This window comes from Desulfamplus magnetovallimortis (assembly GCF_900170035.1).
Lineage (GTDB): Bacteria > Desulfobacterota > Desulfobacteria > Desulfobacterales > Desulfobacteraceae > Desulfamplus > Desulfamplus magnetovallimortis.
The window spans coordinates 55,747-74,084 of record NZ_LT828551.1 but is presented as its reverse complement, the minus strand read 5'-3'; the positions used below and the strand labels follow the sequence as shown (position 1 = coordinate 74,084).

At 42.5% G+C, this 18,338-nt stretch carries 13 protein-coding genes; 5 read left to right on the top strand and 8 right to left on the bottom strand.

Going from position 1 to position 18,338, the window contains the following annotated elements; translation table 11 throughout:
* Nucleotides 1-3: 3 nt before the first annotated feature.
* From MTBBW1_RS28500 to MTBBW1_RS18275, 3 genes are all read left to right on the top strand, one after another.
* Nucleotides 4-480 carry a hypothetical protein gene (locus MTBBW1_RS28500; RefSeq protein WP_186441462.1) on the top strand — a complete coding sequence of 159 codons (477 nt, stop codon included), beginning with the start codon at nucleotides 4-6 and terminating at the stop codon, nucleotides 478-480.
* 231 nt (nucleotides 481-711) lie between these two features.
* The gene (gene dusB, locus MTBBW1_RS18280) at nucleotides 712-1,674 is read left to right on the top strand and encodes a tRNA dihydrouridine synthase DusB (protein WP_080805715.1); all 963 of its coding nucleotides are present in this window, start codon (nucleotides 712-714) and stop codon (nucleotides 1,672-1,674) included.
* 360 nt (nucleotides 1,675-2,034) lie between these two features.
* Nucleotides 2,035-3,279 (top strand): hypothetical protein, encoded by a 1,245-nt coding sequence (locus tag MTBBW1_RS18275; protein WP_080805713.1) that lies wholly within the window; start codon nucleotides 2,035-2,037, stop codon nucleotides 3,277-3,279.
* Between the two features lie 44 nt (nucleotides 3,280-3,323).
* Here MTBBW1_RS18275 and MTBBW1_RS18270 read toward each other — a convergent pair whose 3' ends face one another.
* The 7 genes from MTBBW1_RS18270 to MTBBW1_RS18240 all read right to left on the bottom strand — a co-directional run bounded on the left by MTBBW1_RS18270 (nucleotide 3,324) and on the right by MTBBW1_RS18240 (nucleotide 13,577).
* On the bottom strand, nucleotides 3,324-4,103 hold the full coding sequence (locus MTBBW1_RS18270) for an ATP-binding protein (RefSeq protein WP_080805710.1): 780 nt from the start codon (nucleotides 4,101-4,103) through the stop codon (nucleotides 3,324-3,326).
* Nucleotides 4,104-4,246: 143 nt separating this feature from the next.
* On the bottom strand, nucleotides 4,247-4,549 hold the full coding sequence (locus MTBBW1_RS18265) for a hypothetical protein (protein ID WP_080805707.1): 303 nt from the start codon (nucleotides 4,547-4,549) through the stop codon (nucleotides 4,247-4,249).
* Between the two features lie 138 nt (nucleotides 4,550-4,687).
* Complete coding sequence (locus MTBBW1_RS18260) at nucleotides 4,688-5,593, bottom strand: dihydropteroate synthase (RefSeq protein WP_080805705.1); 906 nt, start codon at nucleotides 5,591-5,593, stop codon at nucleotides 4,688-4,690.
* A gap of 186 nt (nucleotides 5,594-5,779) precedes the next feature.
* Nucleotides 5,780-7,120, bottom strand: coding sequence for an acetyl-CoA decarbonylase/synthase complex subunit gamma (gene acsC / locus MTBBW1_RS18255; RefSeq protein WP_080805703.1), 1,341 nt, complete (start codon nucleotides 7,118-7,120; stop codon nucleotides 5,780-5,782).
* Between the two features lie 236 nt (nucleotides 7,121-7,356).
* Nucleotides 7,357-9,570, bottom strand: coding sequence for an acetyl-CoA decarbonylase/synthase complex subunit alpha/beta (acsB, locus tag MTBBW1_RS18250; protein ID WP_080805701.1), 2,214 nt, complete (start codon nucleotides 9,568-9,570; stop codon nucleotides 7,357-7,359).
* Nucleotides 9,571-9,930: 360 nt separating this feature from the next.
* Complete coding sequence (cooS, locus tag MTBBW1_RS18245) at nucleotides 9,931-11,949, bottom strand: anaerobic carbon-monoxide dehydrogenase catalytic subunit (RefSeq protein ID WP_080805699.1); 2,019 nt, start codon at nucleotides 11,947-11,949, stop codon at nucleotides 9,931-9,933.
* 74 nt (nucleotides 11,950-12,023) lie between these two features.
* Complete coding sequence (locus MTBBW1_RS18240) at nucleotides 12,024-13,577, bottom strand: acetyl-CoA decarbonylase/synthase complex subunit delta (RefSeq protein ID WP_080805696.1); 1,554 nt, start codon at nucleotides 13,575-13,577, stop codon at nucleotides 12,024-12,026.
* 1,185 nt (nucleotides 13,578-14,762) lie between these two features.
* On the opposite strand from MTBBW1_RS18240, the gene MTBBW1_RS18230 reads away from it, so the two are divergent.
* Both MTBBW1_RS18230 and folD read left to right on the top strand, forming a co-directional pair.
* Entirely contained in the window at nucleotides 14,763-16,538 is a 1,776-nt protein-coding gene (locus MTBBW1_RS18230) for a formate--tetrahydrofolate ligase (protein WP_080805691.1), read from the top strand.
* 243 nt (nucleotides 16,539-16,781) lie between these two features.
* On the top strand, nucleotides 16,782-17,681 hold the full coding sequence (gene folD / locus MTBBW1_RS18225; protein WP_080805689.1) for a bifunctional methylenetetrahydrofolate dehydrogenase/methenyltetrahydrofolate cyclohydrolase FolD: 900 nt from the start codon (nucleotides 16,782-16,784) through the stop codon (nucleotides 17,679-17,681).
* Nucleotides 17,682-17,904: 223 nt separating this feature from the next.
* Here folD and MTBBW1_RS18220 read toward each other — a convergent pair whose 3' ends face one another.
* The gene (locus tag MTBBW1_RS18220) at nucleotides 17,905-18,333 is read right to left on the bottom strand and encodes a hypothetical protein (protein ID WP_080805687.1); all 429 of its coding nucleotides are present in this window, start codon (nucleotides 18,331-18,333) and stop codon (nucleotides 17,905-17,907) included.
* Nucleotides 18,334-18,338 lie beyond the last annotated feature (5 nt).

Here is an 18,338-nt window from a genome sequence, read left to right as displayed (position 1 = left end):
ATAATGGCAATTGAGAACGATATTGTACTTGTATATCTTGAAGATACACCAGTTTTTTTTGCAAGGGTAGAATCAATATGGCCTGATGTTAAAAGAGACTGGTTTAATATTGAACTGCTTGTGCTTCAGATCCCTTTAAAGGTTGTGGTCTGGACATTGAAAGATCTCTATATAAATGGCGGTGAGTTTTTCATGGGTGGCAAGAGAATGCGCATTGAAGTTGTGGAATCGCCGGAAGACGACTTTGATGAGGAAGAGGAAGAGAAGCCTAAAGTGTCACGTAACAGTAATGGCTTTTATGAAATATCTGCTAAAAAGAAAAATACGGTAGAAAAACACAGTATCATGGAACCATCAGAAATAGAGGAATCAGAATCATTGTCAGCTTTGGATGAAGAAAAGTTACATACTGATGGTGATGCAGAAAAAAGCCGGATTGTCTCTTTTAATGAGTTTTTAAAGAAGAAAAATCAGGAATAAGGGCTTGTGCTGTTTTTACCGTGAAAATGACTATTATTTTTTATACTTGGGGGTGATTGATACGCAATCATGCCCGTTTAATCATGAAAATCATGGTTCAAAAAAAGTGTAAACTGACAAATGAAAGATGCCATTATTTCGTGTTCATTCCTTAGTTATCTCCATGGAAAAGTATTTCAAAAACGCTATTTTTAGATTCTTATTTTTATTTTGTGGTAAACTGCGTTAAATATGAAAATCGGTAAACTTGAAATCCAGGGAAACACCATACTTGCTCCCCTTGCCGGTATCACGAGCCAGCCATTTAGAACACTTGTAAAGCGCTGTGGATGTGCGTTGGTGTGTTCGGAGATGGTAAGTGCTAAAGGTCTGTTTTACAATTCCGATAAGACCGCACGCCTCCTTGAAACTCATCCTGATGAACACCCTGTCTCAATTCAGATTTTTGGTTCTGAGCCTGATATAATGGCAATGGCTGCAAGGAATATTCAGCAAAGAGGAGATGCTGATTTAATTGATATCAACATGGGATGCAGTGTAAGGAAGGTGGTTAAAACCGGTGCAGGTGTTGCGCTGATGCAGAACCCGGACAATGCTGAAGCTGTTATTAAAGCTGTCAGGGGTGCAACTTCTCTTCCTTTTACCATAAAAATACGTGCGGGCTGGGACAACTCCGGCAGACAGGCAGTTGATATTGCCGGCAGGGCGGAAAAATGTGGTGTTGACGCTGTGGCTATTCATCCAAGAACAGCATCCCAGGGATTCAGGGGTAAAGCAGACTGGGCTCTTATAAAGCAACTCAAAGAGATTCTCTCTGTTCCTGTGATAGGAAACGGGGATATTGTAACTCCCAATGATGGAATTCGCATGATGGAAGAGACAGGATGCGATGCTGTTATGGTTGGACGTGCAGCCATGAGTAATCCCTTTATACTCGCAGATATTGACGATATGATTGCCGGTAGAAACTGCAAGGAACGTTCAATTGACGAGATTTTTGATGCGATGCGAACGCTTCTTATGGAAAGCGTTGACTACTTTGGCGAGGAGACAGCCTGCAAGATGATGAGAAGTCGTCTTGTCTGGTTTGTTAAAGGATGGCCTGAATGCAGCAAATTCCGGCAGGCTCTTACACGTATCTCCAAAGCATACGAGGCTTTGGAATTGATGGAGTCATACAGGTCTATACTTTGAAAGGTGCTCTTTGGACAAGACGTTTTAATTGAGTAGGTGCTTATCATAATTTTTAAAAAACTTGACATAAACATCGTTATTTAAGAAAATGCCCTTACAGTTTTTTTGAGCATCGCTTTTTACGAAATCATAATCTTATGTAAACGAACATGGCTGCGATTGAGCCACCCCCTAAAGATAGAAATTTATATCCATTTTCACGGTAAACGGACATGGCTGCGATGTAACCACCCCCAAAGATTAAAATTTGTATCCATTTCCACGGTAAACAGGCATGATTGATGACGTATCAATCACCCCCAAGTATAAAAATAATAGTCATTTTCACGATAAAAATATAAAACAGGGAGACCAGATGCGATGAATGACTTTCTTCAAAGTCTCAGAGGGAACAGCCAGAAGGAAAAGCGGACGCCCAGGACCAGAAGAGGTTTTGATAATGGAAATCAGTATAATACATCACCAGGCTTACACCAGGGGCATGGGAACTATCAGAATACAAGAGGTGGCAATATCAAAAGACCTGTAACCAGAGGTTCTGCTCAGCCTCATATGCCGACTGGTGCAGATCTCCAGCCACCATACATTCCAGTGGAGGGAACTGATCAGTTGGCTGAGCTTATGGATGTTTTCACAAAAAACCAGGAGATGCTCATAAGTGTCCAGGAGAGGCGGGTAATGGTTGAAGAGCGTAAAGCAATTGCACTTGAGGAGCTTGCTGAGTACATGCGGGTTGCAACTTCCTCTTCAACATTGAAAAAACTGCTTGCATTGAGTGCTGGTTCTGAGCTGCCAGGCGCTACCATTGAAGATACATATGTTGGTGATGGCGGTGCCGAGACAGTCGGTGAATCTGCTCAAATGATTGACTCAAATGATTTTTACCAGGAAAACAATACATCTCCAAATTTTGTTGAAGAGGAAGAGTTGTTTTTTAGAGAAAAAGTCAGATTTGATTCAGGTTCTGAAAAATCTTCTTCATTAAAAGGTTCTGCAAAGAAGGACTCCTTGTCACAATTTAAGGGGAAGAAAGATACAATTGCTACTCAACCTCTAAAAAATGATTCTGTAGAAGAATCTAAAGAAAAAATTTCTCAACAGGTTTCGCCGGAATCATCAGATTCCCAAGGAACCCCAAGCCATACTGCTTCTGCAATGACACTTGAATCAGCCAACAGTGATAGAGCACCGGAACCAAAGCAAAGAAACAAAGATGTACTGCTCAGAAAAAAAGGTGAGAAAACCGGTGAGGCAGGGCATTCAGTGAGAAAAAGTTCATCAAAAGAGTCAAACAGTCAGCAGGTTACTGTTTTGAGTCGCAAAAAAGGCGAGGTAAAAACATCAAGGAAGAGTGTTTCATCGCCCTCTAACTCTTCTAATAATATTGATAAAAAAGACGATCTGCTAACCAGTAAAGGTAGCCAGGGAAAAGAGGGTATTCTCTCCCGCGAAGAAGTTATGGCTATTATTATCTCCCTGCGTGAAAAAGGTTGTACATTTGATCAAGTAGCACAGCATCTTGTTGATCTTGGCCAGCCAACTTTTTCAGGCAGAGGAGAATGGCATGCGCAGACCATACACCGTCTCTGCAAAAAACATACATGAGAAAAACGGCATCCTTCAAAACCGCTTTAAAGGATGCCCTTTTTTCATGATAGAGTCAGAAATTTTCCTGCCAGTTGTTTCAGTTCAAGGGGGATGGTCGTTATATCGTCAAAGGGTCTGACGCCTTTTCTGTCTGCTTCTGCAATTTCGTCAAACTCAGGCAAAAATCCAATTATTTCAAAGTCAGAAAGAGAGTCTGCGATCAATTTTTCGTCTTCCTTTGATCTGATTCTGTTTCCCAGTACTACGATTCGCTTTATTCCGATATCCTGACCCAGTTTGCGAATTCTTTCGGCAGCCACACGGCTTCTTGCACCTGGGTTCACCACTGCAACAAGCGCATCCACTGATCCAGAAGTTGCACGTCCAAGATGCTCCACGCCAGCTTCCATATCCATTATTACAATATCTTTTCTGGCAAGTACAAGGTGGTTCATCAAAGCCTTGAGTATTGTGCTTTCAGGGCAGATACATCCGGAACCACCGCTTTTTACTGTTCCCATGACCAGAAGTTTAACGCCATCTCTTTCCAGTGAAAATCTTTCAGGTATATCATCCACTTTTGGGTTAAGAGTAAAAAATCCACCCATTGTACCTGGTTTAGCTCCGGTTCGCTCTGCTATCAGATCGGAAAGTTCTGCCACAGGTGTAATGGGGATATTTTCGGAAATGCCAAGACCGGCAGCAAGGTTTGCCACAGGATCAGCATCAATGGCAATTACCCTGTTGTCAGGATCAAGATGTGCAATGCATCTTGCCAAAAGTGAAGTTATTGTGGTTTTTCCAACGCCGCCTTTGCCGCCGATTGCCAGTTTTAAACCCATTATGTTTCTCTCTTCCTTTGTCGTGAAAACAGATTCTTTTTCAATAGTCCAGGTGGCCGTTGCATGCGGCCATGGAGTTTTAGCATGAAAATACCCCCGACTCATCTTAATAATGCGGGGTTGCTGATGAGTGCCATCATCATTTACATAATCTCATTTTTAATGCTGCTTTTATGATCAATAAGATATACCTTGTGGCCATTGGATTTGGCATGTTCAATCAGGTCTTCTTTTATGATAGCCTGAACTTCATATTTTTTATTCATGAGATCTTTGGGCATGAGCAGGAAACATTGCTGGGCTTCTTCTTTTGTCTCAAAAGCTGGAATAAAAGGAGTGGGAATAGAATCTGTTGCGAATCCCATAAGCTCTTCTGATGATGTTCCTGGATCCTGAATAACCACGTACAGCCATTGATCCTTTATCTTGGTGGTTTTTGTGTTCATAATTGTTATAGAGGCTTTTTAATAAAAAATGTGTTTTTTGAGTAGAGCATTAAAAAAAACCTCTCCCTTGCAAAGAGAAGAGAGAGGTTTCCATTGTGTTTAACTGATTTCAGACAATATGTAAAACTGTTTTGTGGATTACAGCTCAAGCCAAGAGTCTGAATAGAGTGTATTGCCCAGAATTACGTTAACGGTCTTTGCATAATCCTGCATCTCTTTGCTGAGGCTGCCCATATCAGGCTGGTTGCCATCCATTATTGCATAAACAAGATCAATAATGTCCTGACGTTCTCCCTTTGCAATTGATGTCAATTTCTCATCAAGTGGGTCAGAGATAACAGACTCCATGCCATATTTCTGCAGCATCACCATGTAGGTCTGGTTCAGGATTGGACGAAGATGGTTTGGAGGCCCGTTGGAAATGTTGGAAAGACCGCATGTGCTCTTTGCACCAGGAGCAATATCCTGAAGCATTCCCTGGAAATTCATGAGGCTTATGGCCTGGGGCTGCTGGATATTAACCGGAGTTACGATACCATCAACCCAAATTTTTTCATTTGGAATACCTGCCTCGTTAGCAAAATAGAGAAGTTCCACAGCAAGGGCAGCACGCTCATTTTCATCCCTTGGAAGACCATCAGGTCCCCACATCAGGGCAACAAAATCTGCATCATACTTTGCAGCCATTGGTACCATTGATTCATAGCGTTCCGGTCTTGCCATGATGGAATTAACTATATGGGGTTTATCAGCAGGTTTTGCAACTTTTAATCCTGCTTCAATGGCATCAATGTTTGATGTATCGAGAAGAAGGGGCATGCCGGGAACTGCTTCCTGTACCACCTGAACCACCCAAGGCATAAGCTCTGTACCAAATTTTTTGGCAGGCCCAAGGTTGATATCAATGTAATCCATGCCCTTTTCCTTCTGCATGATAACTTCTTTCTGGATGGGTTCTGGATTACGCTTGGCAGGATCAGGCTCTTTGAACTCCTTTCCAATCACGTTGGAAATAACATTCAGGCTTTCTCCAAATAGTATCATAATCTGTTCCTTTATGGTTTAGCGTTGAAAAAAAATGAAAAATACTGGCATCCTTCATTTTACGGTTTACACGTTGCATAACTTAAACTACCTGATTGTCAATTGTGCTCCAACCAAAAAAGTGTCAAGTCTTTTTGTATGATATGAAGGATGTCAAAAAACGACTACACGCTTTTTTTCTGCAATCTATTTTGATTTAAGGAATGCAGGCAGATGTGCAGCTTCCCTTGGGCCTACTGTTATTGTCCAGCCCGGAAGTTCCTCTTCCACATCACCGGCAATGGCTGCAGCATAACCTGGAATGATCAGCTCTGTATGTTTTACCTTATCCATGATACCGCATTTTTTAACAAACATTCCCACGTCATCACCGCCGAATTTACCGGCAGCCCAGGCAGTAAGAACAGAAAGACCTTCAGAATCTTTTATTAGCAGCCAGCATGGAACCTTGCTTGCTTCAATTTCACCGGAAACGATGAAGTAGGTCAAAGCAAAGTTTGTTGTAACCACAACAGGTGAGTTTTCGTCAGGGTTGCCGATTTCAAAGATACCTTCTGTAACAGTCATTGGTCTCTGGGGATCTGTAAAGATATTAAGTCTTTCAAGAAGAAGTGGGAATAGAGACTCTGTTGTAAAATCTGACATTACAACAATTCCGCCGTATTTGGCAACAAACATGGCAGATATAACTGTTTCCATATCAAGGTTGGAAGCCATTTCACATGGGAAAGTGATTGTGGGAAAGCCCAGAGCCTTGTTACCTGCTTTAAGGGCTGCACGGCGAATTGCCACCTGATCTTCAAGGGCCTGCTTGATTTCCCTGGAACCGGAGTCAATTACAATATCCTTGATTCCCATGCCGGTAAGCTTTGTGGTCAGGGGAATAAGAGCCTCTACAGAGTCAGCTTTAACAGCAACAGGAAGATCGTTCTCTTTTGCAAGGGCGCCCATGGCATCCACATTAGCTTCTGTTGCAGCATATATCAAAGGACGTTTAAAGCCGGCAGCTTCAACGCCCGCTTTCATTACATCAACATCTTCAGTCATAAGTACAAGGTTGAATTCTGATTCAGATGCAATTTTCTTGGCAGTGTCGGCAAAAGCAGCAGCACCAGCTCCGACATCTTTTACAACCAGAAGTTCAGGTCTCAGGTTAAGACCTACCCTTTCGTACTGGAAAGCATTATAAACTTTCAGTTTGCTATCAAGAGCCGCTGCATCAATATCTGATGCAACAGTTGCAGCAAGCACTGTTGGATTAAAGAAAGTTTTTTCGTGTCTGTAAAGGACTGTCTCTCCACCGGTGGTTGTCTGGCGCACGCCCTTTCCAAGTTTTACAGGACGAATGGGTGGGGCAGATGCTTCGGCAAGCTTTTCCCGAGCTTCGTCGGATACATATGGACAACTGTCAAGTTCAGCCTTTCCAGATGCCAGATTCATGGCAAATGCAAGGCATGTGGGAACACCACACTCCTTGCAGTTGGTCTTTGGAAGGAGCTTGAATATCTGAATACCGGTTAATGCCATTGTTCTCTCCTCTTATTTGTTATAAAAATATTTTTTGTATGATCGCTTTTTTCAGATTATGCCATGCCCCGTTTTAGAAGGCATGGCTTTTCTGAATTTGGTTGCTTATGTTATGTTGATTTTAAGCTGTAATGCTTCTTTTAAGGTGAAACAAATTATTCTCCTTTCTCTTTTTTGCCTTTATTAAGGGTAGCAGGAGTTTCGGAGAAGTAAAAAGCGATCATTTTAATGTCTGTTTATCCAATGAGTGGTTCCATGCTAAGAGCTGGATGACCTTTCTCCTGGAGGAATGGAAGAATCTCTTCTTCTGTGATTCCAACAGTTTCATCTGCAATTTTGTCATAAAGATCAGGTACACCCATTGCAGCACCCCTTGCATCAATTCTATCCTTGAGCTCTTCCTTGAGCATCTTGGGCATCCATACCATTCTCAATAGGCCACCATCGCCAAGGATGAATTTACCCTGTGTGATATTGTGTTTGGAATGACCCACAAAGCCTGGAGAGCAAGCACCACCGCCCATGACACCGGCAAGTGTTGTAAATTTCATGCCGCATGGAGTATCACCGGGATAATCACGACCTACTGTCATAACACCGTTGCATGATGGTAGCATGGCAGCAATACATTCACAGCATCCGCATGTGGTCATTGGATCATGAACCATGGAGTAGAAGTTGTAGTGTGTTACAGCTCCTCTGGATGCTTTTTGTACAAACTCGTTGACACCTTTCCACTGGCCAAGTTTTGGATCAATGCACTCACCCTTTTCAATTGGCTGGTTAGGCCCTGTTGGGTTGATCTCAAATGCAGCCCGGCAGTCCATCCAGTTATATGCGCCGCAAAGTCCTGTTCTTTCAGGGCTGACGGAGCAGACGTGGTTTGGTGCAAATGACTGACACAGTGTGCAGGAGTAGAAGATTTCAACATCTTCGTCGGTCATGCTGTCAACACGTGAGTCACGGGTCTGATATTCCGCCCTTGCCCTTGCTGTAATTTTGTCAACATCTTCTGTTTTTGTGTAGAGGGTGACCTGTACCTTATCTACGATTTTTTTGAAATCCTGATGAAACTTGGCATGGAGTACAACACCGATATGTTTGAGGCTGAAGCCTTTTTCCATTGCTGCCTTGCTTATACGTACCCAGGAAATATCTCGCTGGCCAATATGCATGATGCCCTGTATATAGTTTACAAGGTGATGAATCTGGCGTTCCATGATGGGTTCAAAATCTTCCTGGAACTCACGACCTGCAATCTGTACATAGATGCCAAGTGGGAAGGTTTCGCCTTCTTTAAGGTCTGTTACATCCGGACCTTCCAGAATCACTTTGCCATCCTCGATCTCGTTCATCTGAGCCATTTTCACAAGCTCTGTACACTGGGTCTTTCCACCGCCGCACTGGACATGGAGATCTGCACCGCGAACACGCTCACCTTCAAATGCAGGACCAAATGCCATGGGGATGTCAATTTCAGTTACATTGACCTTAAGGCCGCGAGTCTCAATGGATTTCTGGCACATTTCATCATGCTTAACGTTGGTAACAACATGCTCGTATGTACAGAGACCAGTAGGCAGAATCTGTGGAATATCAGTATCAGCCAGAGTCGGAAAACCCCAGTTAACACAACCGGCCGCAGCAACACCCCACTCGGTACCAATATCACCCAGAGCGTTGACAAAGGCAAAAATTCTGTCCTTGTTGTATTTAAGTATAGTCTTGTAGTCACCGGGCTGTACGCCACCAAAAGCCATTGCAGCCCTGTTGGCAAAACCAAGGGCAAATACAGCAGATGAGATATCAGGCCCAAATGGAACAATACGTGTGTTCCATCCAACCTGAACACCGGCTTCAATAAGCTGCTCAATAACAGTCTGGCCATTATGGTTTGCAGCACAGAAAATATAGAGACTCTTTCGCTGATAATCCTCCACGATCATTTTGGCGATTTCAGGATTTGGAGCAGCACCAACAATAGCAGCAAATCCAGGGGCTGAACCATCAACAAACTCAACACCTCTTTTTCTCAGGATGGTATCATCAGCAGGGCCTGTCCAGATTTTACCGGCTTCAAGATCAGGATCTTCATGGGGATAATAGAAATCAGGATCTGTAACAGCTCGTAAAGCTTCCTTGATTTCGTATGCAATAATACCTGCCATACCTGCGTCAAGGAGTGGGCCAAGATAGGGAAGGTGATTTTTGCTTTTCACGTGTGGTGGCAAAAGTCCACGGGCAAAATCAAGTGGTTTTTTCAACTCTTCAAGATTGGTAACTTTAAGGCCTGTCAAGGAGTAAATGACAGGAAGGTAGTACCCTGTATTGGGAAATTCAACTTTTGTATCTGCATTATAGGTCTGCAGAGCTTTTCTGTAAAGCCCCTCGACTTCCGAAACTACTTTATATCCACCCTGAATAGCTGCAAATGCTATTAATTTAGACATATATATTCCTCCTTCGTTGAGGATTTATTATTTTTTGCATTTATTATTTTTTATTTCAAAGCTTGATAGTAATCAAAGCTTGATAGTAATCAAAGCTTGATAGTAATCAAAGCTTGATAGTAATCAAAAGCTTGATAGTAATCAAAAGCTTGATAGTAATCAAAAGCTTGATAGTCAAAATTCTTACGTTTTAGTCCTGTCCATGAATAAACAAAGCTTCAAGTATTCCGGTTATTTGAGATATCCATAAACAGTGGGGTACTCATAAGCAAATCAAACATCTCTGTATCCGGAGATTTGAGATATCCATAAACAAATCAAGCTTCAGGTGCCCTGGGATCTGACATACCCATAAACAGATTAGGCTTCAAGTTTCTGGCGATCCGCCATATCCATGAGAACTCTTTCTCTGGCCTTGTCAATGCCAAGCTCTTTACGCTTTTTGTCAATATGGGCAATCATTTTATGTGCATGTTCAATTGGGTCTTCAGTCACATCCCACATTCCTCCGTACATCTTCTCCATCTCTTTGAAAAGATAATCCTGGAATACAGGAGCTCCAAATGTAGGCAGAGTACCGCCAAATACTGTATAGACACCAGATGTTACAAAATAATGGCCAATGGAGATGGCTTTTTCACTCATCCACTCGGGAGCACTTCCGGCAGCAGGCAGGTCAGCAATATCATTTCCAAGGCCGCCAGCTTTGACAACCTCTGTTGCAGCAAGAAGAATACGACTGTTATCAACGCATGAGCCAAGATGAAGAACAGGTGGAATACCAACAGTTTCACAGATCTCTGCAAGGCCTGGCCCGCAGTAAACCGCAGCAGCTTCAGGGGTGAGAAGGCCGTGCATAGCAGCAGTAATAGCACTGCATCCGGTACTGAGAACAATTACATCGTTTTTGATCAGCTCTTTTATGATAGTGATGTGATGTTCATTATGTTTTGTTCTGGCATTGTTACATCCTACAACACCTGCAATACCACGGATTCGGCCATTGATGATATTATCATTGAGGGTGTAGTATGTTCCACGGAATGTTCCACCAAGGTGGTATTTGATGGATTCCACGCCAAAGCCTGCAATTTGGGCTGACTTGTGCTGGGGAATCATGACATCTGCATCACGGTTCTCAAAGTTATCAATTGCCATTTTTACAATACGTGTGGCATCTTCAAGTGCATAGTGCTCATTGAATTCGATGTGGATAACGTTTTCCTGCTCCATTCTGGCAATTGGGTGGGTTGTGATAAGTTTTGTGTGGAAGCATTTTGCTACATTTGCAAGGTTCTGGAATATACACTGGATATCAACAACCATTGCATCGCAGGCACCAGTTATAATTGCAAGTTCCTGCTGGAGGTAGTTACCGGCTGTGGGGACACCGTGACGCTGGAGCATCTCATTGGCTGTACAGCAGATACCGCCAAGCTGGATACCGTTTGCGCCTTTGCTTTTTGCATAGTCAATCATCTCCTGGGACTGTGCAACAGCAACAATAACCTCGGACAGTACAGGCTCATGTCCATGAATGATGATGTTTACATGATCTTTTTTCATTACACCAAGATTGGCTTCAGACTGGAGCGGATATGGTGTTCCAAAGAGGATATCCTGAAGATCCGTTGCCAGCATTGAGCCGCCCCATCCATCAGCCAGACATGCTCTTGTACCCTGCTTGATGAGGTTTTTGTAATCCTGGTCAACACCCATGTGTGTGCGGTGCATGATCTCAACAATTTCCCTGTCAATGTTTCTTGGTTTTACACCATATTTTTCCCATTTTTCATAAAGAGGCTGGGGTGCACGTTTCAGATAGAGAAGTTCGCCGTCGGCTTTACCCCATTCATTCAGTGCTTTTTCACCAACTTCAAGGGCTATTTCGTCAATATCTCTGTCAAGGGTTTCACCGTCAACTTCAACGGTAACTGCAACTCCAAGGTGAGGTGCAACAGCAAGGAGTTTTTCAGTATCTTTTATTGTGTATGCATCGCTCTCTTTTCTTGCAGCAGCCATAAACACTTCAGCAACAGATCTTCCGTGATCTGAATGGGCGGCAGCACCACCTGCGATCATTCTGATAAAGTTTCTTGCAGCAATTGTATTTGCAGTGGCACCGCAAAGTCCCTTACGGGTATCCTCACCTTCAATGCCGCCTTTGGGAAGGGGCAGTCTGCATGGTCCCATTGCACAGTTTTTGCAGCATATACCCTGAAGTCCGATATTACACTGTTTCATATTCAAGGCTCTGTCAAAGACAGTTTCAACACCAAGCTTATGGGATCTTGTGATCATTTCCTGGGTAGCTAAATCAATTGTGGATTCAATGGGGTCTGCTAATTTGGGACCCTTATCTTTTTTTACTTCTGCCATTAGAGGTTCCTCCTCCTGTTATGTAAGTACTTGTCATGAGCTATGAACAAGTAAAATAGTATTGGATACTCTTATTACACTCTCTTGTGTACTCTATCAAGACCCTTCAGAATCTTGTCAAGTTCCGACAACTGCTCTTTGGCAGGGGTCATGCTTACAGGGGCAGCAGGTGCCGAAGATTGTGCTGTCTTGTGTTTTGCCTGTTCCGCAGCGCGTTTTTCCCTGAGAGCCTGCTCTTCAGCCTCAATTTTGGCAGCAGCATCAGATGCAGCTTTTTTCTCTGCTTCAACTTTGGCTTTTGCATCAGCTTCAGCTTTTGCTTTTGCGTCGGCTTCAGCTTTTACCTTGGCAGCAGCGTCAGCTTTTGCTTTTGCTTCTGCATCAGCCTTTGCCTTTGCTTCTGCCTCAGCTTTTGCTTTTGCTTCAGCTTCAGCCTGTGCCTTTGCATCAACAGCAGGAGCAGCTTCAGCTTTTGGTGCAGGAGCAGCTTCAGCCTTTGGAGCAGCAGGAGCGGCAGCGGCAGCAGGTTTTGGAGCTTCTGCTTTTGGAGCAGCAGGTTTGGCAGCAGGAGCCGCAGCCTTGGCCTCTTCAATTGAAAGATCCGGAGCTGGTGCAAGAGCTGCAAAGTCAATCTCAACATCGTCAAGGCGTTTGGCGATGGGAGCAATATCTGCTGCAGAGCCGCCATTGCTGATAAGTTCAATAAAGGCTTTTGCAAGCTTGATTGCTTCTGGATGGCGCATTATCATGATATTGGAACCAGCCATAAAGTAGGATACAGCACCAACAGCTTCCATCAGTATGGCACGACGTTCAGGGTCACCAAGTTCAGGTGCCTCTTCTGCGGTCTGTTTGGCCTCCTTGCATTTCCATACTTCGTTTGCAAGGTTGTTTATAATGGGGTTCTGGAGTTTATCGTCACCCTGGGTCATGGCAGCCATTGTTAGACGCTCCATAACAGAGTAGGTGTATTCAAGACCATACCCTAGACCACCGGTTGTGGGATCAACAATTACCTTGTTTAAGGGAACTCCGAGGTTTTCAAGAAGAATGTTAACCTGCTTGGCAAGGTTGACATCAATGGGAGATGAGGATATCACTGTGTGGCCATATCCCATAGCAGCAGCGCCAATACCTTTGTAGTTCTTCTCCTCCACAGGGCCGAGAATCAGGTTTTCTCCCTGGCATACCTCTGCGATTTTTTTAAGAACAGCTTCGTCTTTGGCAGGTGAGGTGCATCCCCAGACAACCAGAGGGACATTGATGGCTGAAATGACTTTCTGGACAGTTGCGGCAGCATCTTCTGGAGAAGCGTCCTGATCATTGGGATCAATACTTTTCAACTGAAGAACAATAATTTGTGCCCCAAATTCTTCCACACATTTTTTTGCCCAGGCAGCCGGATCTGATATAACATCCTTAAAAGGTGCCAGGGCACTTGCTGGCCAGTCCTGGGGTTCCATGTCCCATATTTCCATGGCGATGACGGGTTTGTTTGGCATGTCTCCTTCAAACTGGTAAAAAGGATAACATGATTCGGCACCAATTGTGAGGGTATTGTCACCTTTTCCAATGGTAATACCTTTGATTGCGCCGGCATAGGATTCTTTAGTAATTTCAAATCCCACTTTTACCTCCTTATGGATAGATTATTAAATGGTTGCGGGTTACTATCAGTAATATGATTGTTTATAACTAAATCATATGGAAAGCCAAAAAAAGAGCTTGACCGGGGATTGCACAAAGGGGATTGAAAGTTTTTAAAAAACAGTATTTTGGAGATATATTCATAATTGATCTGTTTAATAACCTTAAAATTGTGGGTATCTTTCAAATCATCCTGAAATACTCTGGCATCCTTCACCTGCAACATTCCATTTTTTGGATTAAACATATGCTGTTGTGGATAAATCTAAAAAAAATGAAACTTGATCATAAAGTAATCTGAAGAGTGCCGAAATGCTTTACATTATTTTGAACAGGTAGTAGAGAAAAAAAAGGAATTCCTGCTCATGTAAATGTACTGTTTTTTAGGATGCCCCTTTTATGTATATTTAAATTATGTTCATTTAACTTCATGGCTGCAAAAGGTGTCTCCTGAATTAACCATCAGAATATTTACAGGCAGGGTAACCTTTTGTCAATAGATGAGTGCATTAATTCTTGATGAAAATGAAAGCAGTAGAATGTTAATTCTATGTTGAAAATATTTGATATGATTAATAAATGAATTCTGTTCAGTTGATTTTTTTAAAAGCATTGGCTCAATTCTATTGTTGATGATAGGTGCCATAGAGATTTTTTTTGGCTGATTGTGCAAATATTTCTTGACTGTCAATGCTCATTATAAGATTATTCCGAAAACTCACTTCTCATTAACATTTTGTCCGAAATGTATTTATGGTACGTATAACCGCTAATAATACTTTTAAATAAATTATTGTAGGCTTCAACGTTTGCAGGCTTCTGGAATGGCTCATTTCAATATCTGATCACGGATTATTTTTGTAATTTTATTAAAATTAAATGGTTTTTTCATATTCACTACAAAATAGGGCACCCTTTATATGATCATAAAAGTAGTTTACACTTTTTTGATCAAGAATACTAATTATAAGGAGAAAAGCCCTTTTTAAAGTGTAGAGTGGAGTATGCCAATTAAATTTACTTGCTGATGCTCTTGGCTTTAATCGGCTACCCTATATCATGAAAATGAGACAGGGTTTTGTAATGGCAAGTTAAATTATGTTATTTATGATGTGATCATCTGTTATGATGAGCTTAAACATTATTTTCAAAAAAGGAGTTTTAAAATGGCATTAGATCCAACCAAACATGCTGACTGGGAAATTGCACAGGATGCAGAAAAAGACATGCTGACCATCTATGAAATCGGTGAAAAGCTTGGGCTCACAAAGGAAGAACTTCTTCCCCAGGGACATTACATCGCGAAAATTGATTTCAGGGCTGTGCTTGAGCGTCTTAAAGACAAGCCTAATGGAAAATACATTGATGTGACAGCTATTACTCCGACTCCACTTGGAGAAGGAAAATCAACTTCTTCCATGGGTCTTGTGCAGGGACTTGGCAAACTTGGGAAGAACGTTTGTGCGGCCATTCGTCAGCCTTCAGGCGGACCTACCATGAATATCAAGGGTTCTGCCGCAGGTGGAGGCCTTGCACAGTGTATCCCTCTTACACCTTTTTCCCTTGGTTTCACCGGCGATATCAATGCCATCATGAATGCACATAACCTTGCAATGGTTGCACTTACATCCCGTCTGCAGCATGAGAGAAACTACACTGACGAACAGCTTGAAAGACTCTCCGGCATGAAACGCATTGACATTGATCCCACAAGGGTTGAGATGGGCTGGATCATGGATTTCTGCTGCCAGGCACTGCGAAATATCATTATTGGTATTGATGGTGTTAATGGAAAATCCGATGGTTTCATGATGAAATCAAAATTCGGTATTGCCGTATCTTCAGAGGTTATGGCAATTCTTTCCGTATCCCGTGATCTTAAGGATATGCGTGAAAGAATGGGCAAGATAGTTGTTGCATACACCAAAAAAGGCAAACCTGTTACCACAGAAGATCTTCAGGTTGCAGGTGCAATGACAGCTTGGATGGTTGATGCTCTTAATCCGTCTCTGATGCAGACCCTTGAAGGTCAGCCGGTTATTGTCCATGCAGGTCCTTTTGCAAATATCGCAATTGGCCAGAGTTCAATTATTGCTGACAGAGTTGGTCTCAAACTTGCTGATTACCATGTAACAGAATCTGGATTTGGTGCTGATATCGGATTTGAGAAGTTCTGGAACCTTAAATGCCGCTTCAGTGGCCTTGTACCTGACTGTGCAGTTGTTGTTGCCACAATCAGGGCATTGAAATGCCACGGTGGTGCTCCTGTGCCTGTACCAGGAAAACCAATGCCCCAGGAGTATCTTACAGAGAATGTTGAGTGGGTTGAAAAAGGTTGTGCAAACCTTATTCATCACATCAGAAACGTTAGAAAAGCTGGTATCTCTCCTGTTGTATGTATCAATGCATTTTATACAGATACCGATGCTGAGATTGCCAAGGTTCGTGAGCTGAGTGAGGCAGAAGGCGCCAAGGTTGCTCTCTCCCGTCACTGGGAAAAAGGTGGTGACGGAGCCATTGAGTTTGCAGAGACAGTTATTGAAGCCTGTGAAGAGAAGACAGAGTTTAAATTCCTCTATGAGCTTGATATGCCCATTAAAGAGAGAATCGGCCTCATTGCCAAAGAAGTTTATGGCGCAGACGGTGTTGAATACTCTAACGAAGCCAATGCTGCCATTGACAGAATCCAGGCCGATCCTGAGCTGTCAAAAATGGGTATGTGCATGGTAAAAACACATCTGTCACTTTCAGACAATCCTGCCCTCAAGGGAGTTCCCACTGGCTGGACCCTCAAAATCAGGGAGGTTCTCACATATGGTGGAGCCGGATTTATCGTGCCTGTTGCAGGTACCATAAGTCTTATGCCAGGTACAGGTTCCAATCCTGCTTTCAAACGGGTTGACGTTAACCTTGAAACAGGCAAGGTTGAAGGTGTATTCTAAACCACGTTATTTCAGGGTTTCTCATTATAAAAGCTTGAGAAAACAGCAGCTTGTTTCAGGCTTTGTCATTATATAAGCTTGAGAAAAACAGCAGCTTGAGAAAAAAACGCATAATGTAGAGACAAGGCATGCCTTGTCTCTACAATTATGTTTTTAATATGGGATATTTGTAATTATTGCTTTATGCAGTTTGTGAAATCAACAGTGTTCATTATTTCTGTGTTGAGCATAGGGAGATGAAGAATGACCGCAGAACTTATAAGTGGTACCGAGATACGCAAGGATATCCTTGCAGAAGTTAAAGCAGAAGTTGAAGAGATGAAGGCTAAACATGGCATGGTTCCGGGCCTTGTAACTATCCTTGTGGGTAGCAGTCCAGCATCTATTAGTTATGTGACTCTCAAGGTTAAAACAGCTTTAAGTGTTGGTTTTAAAGAGATTCAGGATGATCAGCCTGATGATATTTCAGAAGCGGATCTGCTGGCACTTATTGATAAATACAATAATGATCCAGAAATCCACGGAATTCTTGTGCAGCTTCCACTGCCAAAGCATATTGATGATAAGAAGATTCTCAACGCCATTAACCCGGACAAGGATGTGGATGCATTTCACCCTGTTAATGTCGGACGACTTATGATTGGCGGAGATGAGGCTATTTTCCTTCCCTGTACACCTGCCGGTATCCAGGAGATGATAGTTCGTTCCGGTACTGAGACGTCAGGAGCTGAGGTTGTTGTTGTTGGGCGTTCAAATATTGTGGGTAAACCCATTGCAATGATGATGGCCCAGAAAGGTGTGGGTGCCAACAGTACTGTCACCATCGTTCATACAAGAACAAAAGATCTGGCAGCTCACTGCCAAAGAGCTGATATTCTGATAGTTGCTGCCGGTGTACCGGATCTTGTAAAACCAGAGTGGATAAAACCTGGTGCCACAGTTATTGATGTTGGTGTGAATCGTGTTGGTATGAATGAAAAAACAGGTAAGGCAATTCTCAAGGGCGATGTTGATTTTGAGAAAGCCAAAGAGATTGCAGGGAAAATTACACCTGTACCAGGTGGCGTAGGGCCAATGACCATTGCCATGCTCATGAAAAATACTCTGAAATCAGCACAGTATGCCATCAAGAAAAAAGCATAAAGCAATTTAGTTGAATGTGTAAAAAAGTCGATAATTAGTGTTTTAAGTCTTAAGATGCTGATTTTATTTTATATGATAGTCTCAATAAATAGCTGTTTTTAGAACAACTTTCATTCCTTCGATTGTGGCGGGCATCCGCCATGTACGTTATATTGAGATTCAGATCAAAAGGGCAGGTATATATTTTTAAATGCCTGCCCTTTTTTAAAAGCCTGATAAGAATCTAAATCTCAACCTCATCCCCAGAGTAAGTTCTTATCTCCCCGTCAAATGTCAAAACAGTCCACTCCCCTGACTCATCCTTGGCTTTTACAAGGCATGGTAGGCTGTCATTGTTTTTTAATTTTAATATGCACTCCTGTGACTCACTCAGGGCTATAATCTCCTTGAATTTTTTTTCAGAAGCAAGTTTCTTGAATTTTGCGGATGCTTCTTCAAAACGCACAATCCTCTCAAACTCTTCCGGATCGATCTCTTTTATTTGTGTTCTCAGTTTAGCTACCTGATCCTTTTTTTGCGAAATGAGACGAAGAGTGTTTTCGATCTCCTGTTTATTATCTGAAGGAATGGAAAAAATAATCTGTCTGTGAATCTCCATATCTGCTTCAATGTAGTTGATTTTTTTTAAAATATCCTGTGTTGTTAAACCCATTTTAA

Coding starts and splice junctions, on each gene's coding strand:
- MTBBW1_RS28500 (WP_186441462.1), top strand. CDS start 4: ATGGCAATTGAGAACGATATTGTACTTGTATATCTTGAAGATACACCA.
- dusB (WP_080805715.1), top strand. CDS start 712: ATGAAAATCGGTAAACTTGAAATCCAGGGAAACACCATACTTGCTCCC.
- MTBBW1_RS18275 (WP_080805713.1), top strand. CDS start 2,035: ATGAATGACTTTCTTCAAAGTCTCAGAGGGAACAGCCAGAAGGAAAAG.
- MTBBW1_RS18270 (WP_080805710.1), bottom strand. CDS start 4,103: ATGGGTTTAAAACTGGCAATCGGCGGCAAAGGCGGCGTTGGAAAAACC.
- MTBBW1_RS18265 (WP_080805707.1), bottom strand. CDS start 4,549: ATGAACACAAAAACCACCAAGATAAAGGATCAATGGCTGTACGTGGTT.
- MTBBW1_RS18260 (WP_080805705.1), bottom strand. CDS start 5,593: ATGATACTATTTGGAGAAAGCCTGAATGTTATTTCCAACGTGATTGGA.
- acsC (WP_080805703.1), bottom strand. CDS start 7,120: ATGGCATTAACCGGTATTCAGATATTCAAGCTCCTTCCAAAGACCAAC.
- acsB (WP_080805701.1), bottom strand. CDS start 9,570: ATGTCTAAATTAATAGCATTTGCAGCTATTCAGGGTGGATATAAAGTA.
- cooS (WP_080805699.1), bottom strand. CDS start 11,949: ATGGCAGAAGTAAAAAAAGATAAGGGTCCCAAATTAGCAGACCCCATT.
- MTBBW1_RS18230 (WP_080805691.1), top strand. CDS start 14,763: ATGGCATTAGATCCAACCAAACATGCTGACTGGGAAATTGCACAGGAT.
- folD (WP_080805689.1), top strand. CDS start 16,782: ATGACCGCAGAACTTATAAGTGGTACCGAGATACGCAAGGATATCCTT.
- MTBBW1_RS18220 (WP_080805687.1), bottom strand. CDS start 18,333: ATGGGTTTAACAACACAGGATATTTTAAAAAAAATCAACTACATTGAA.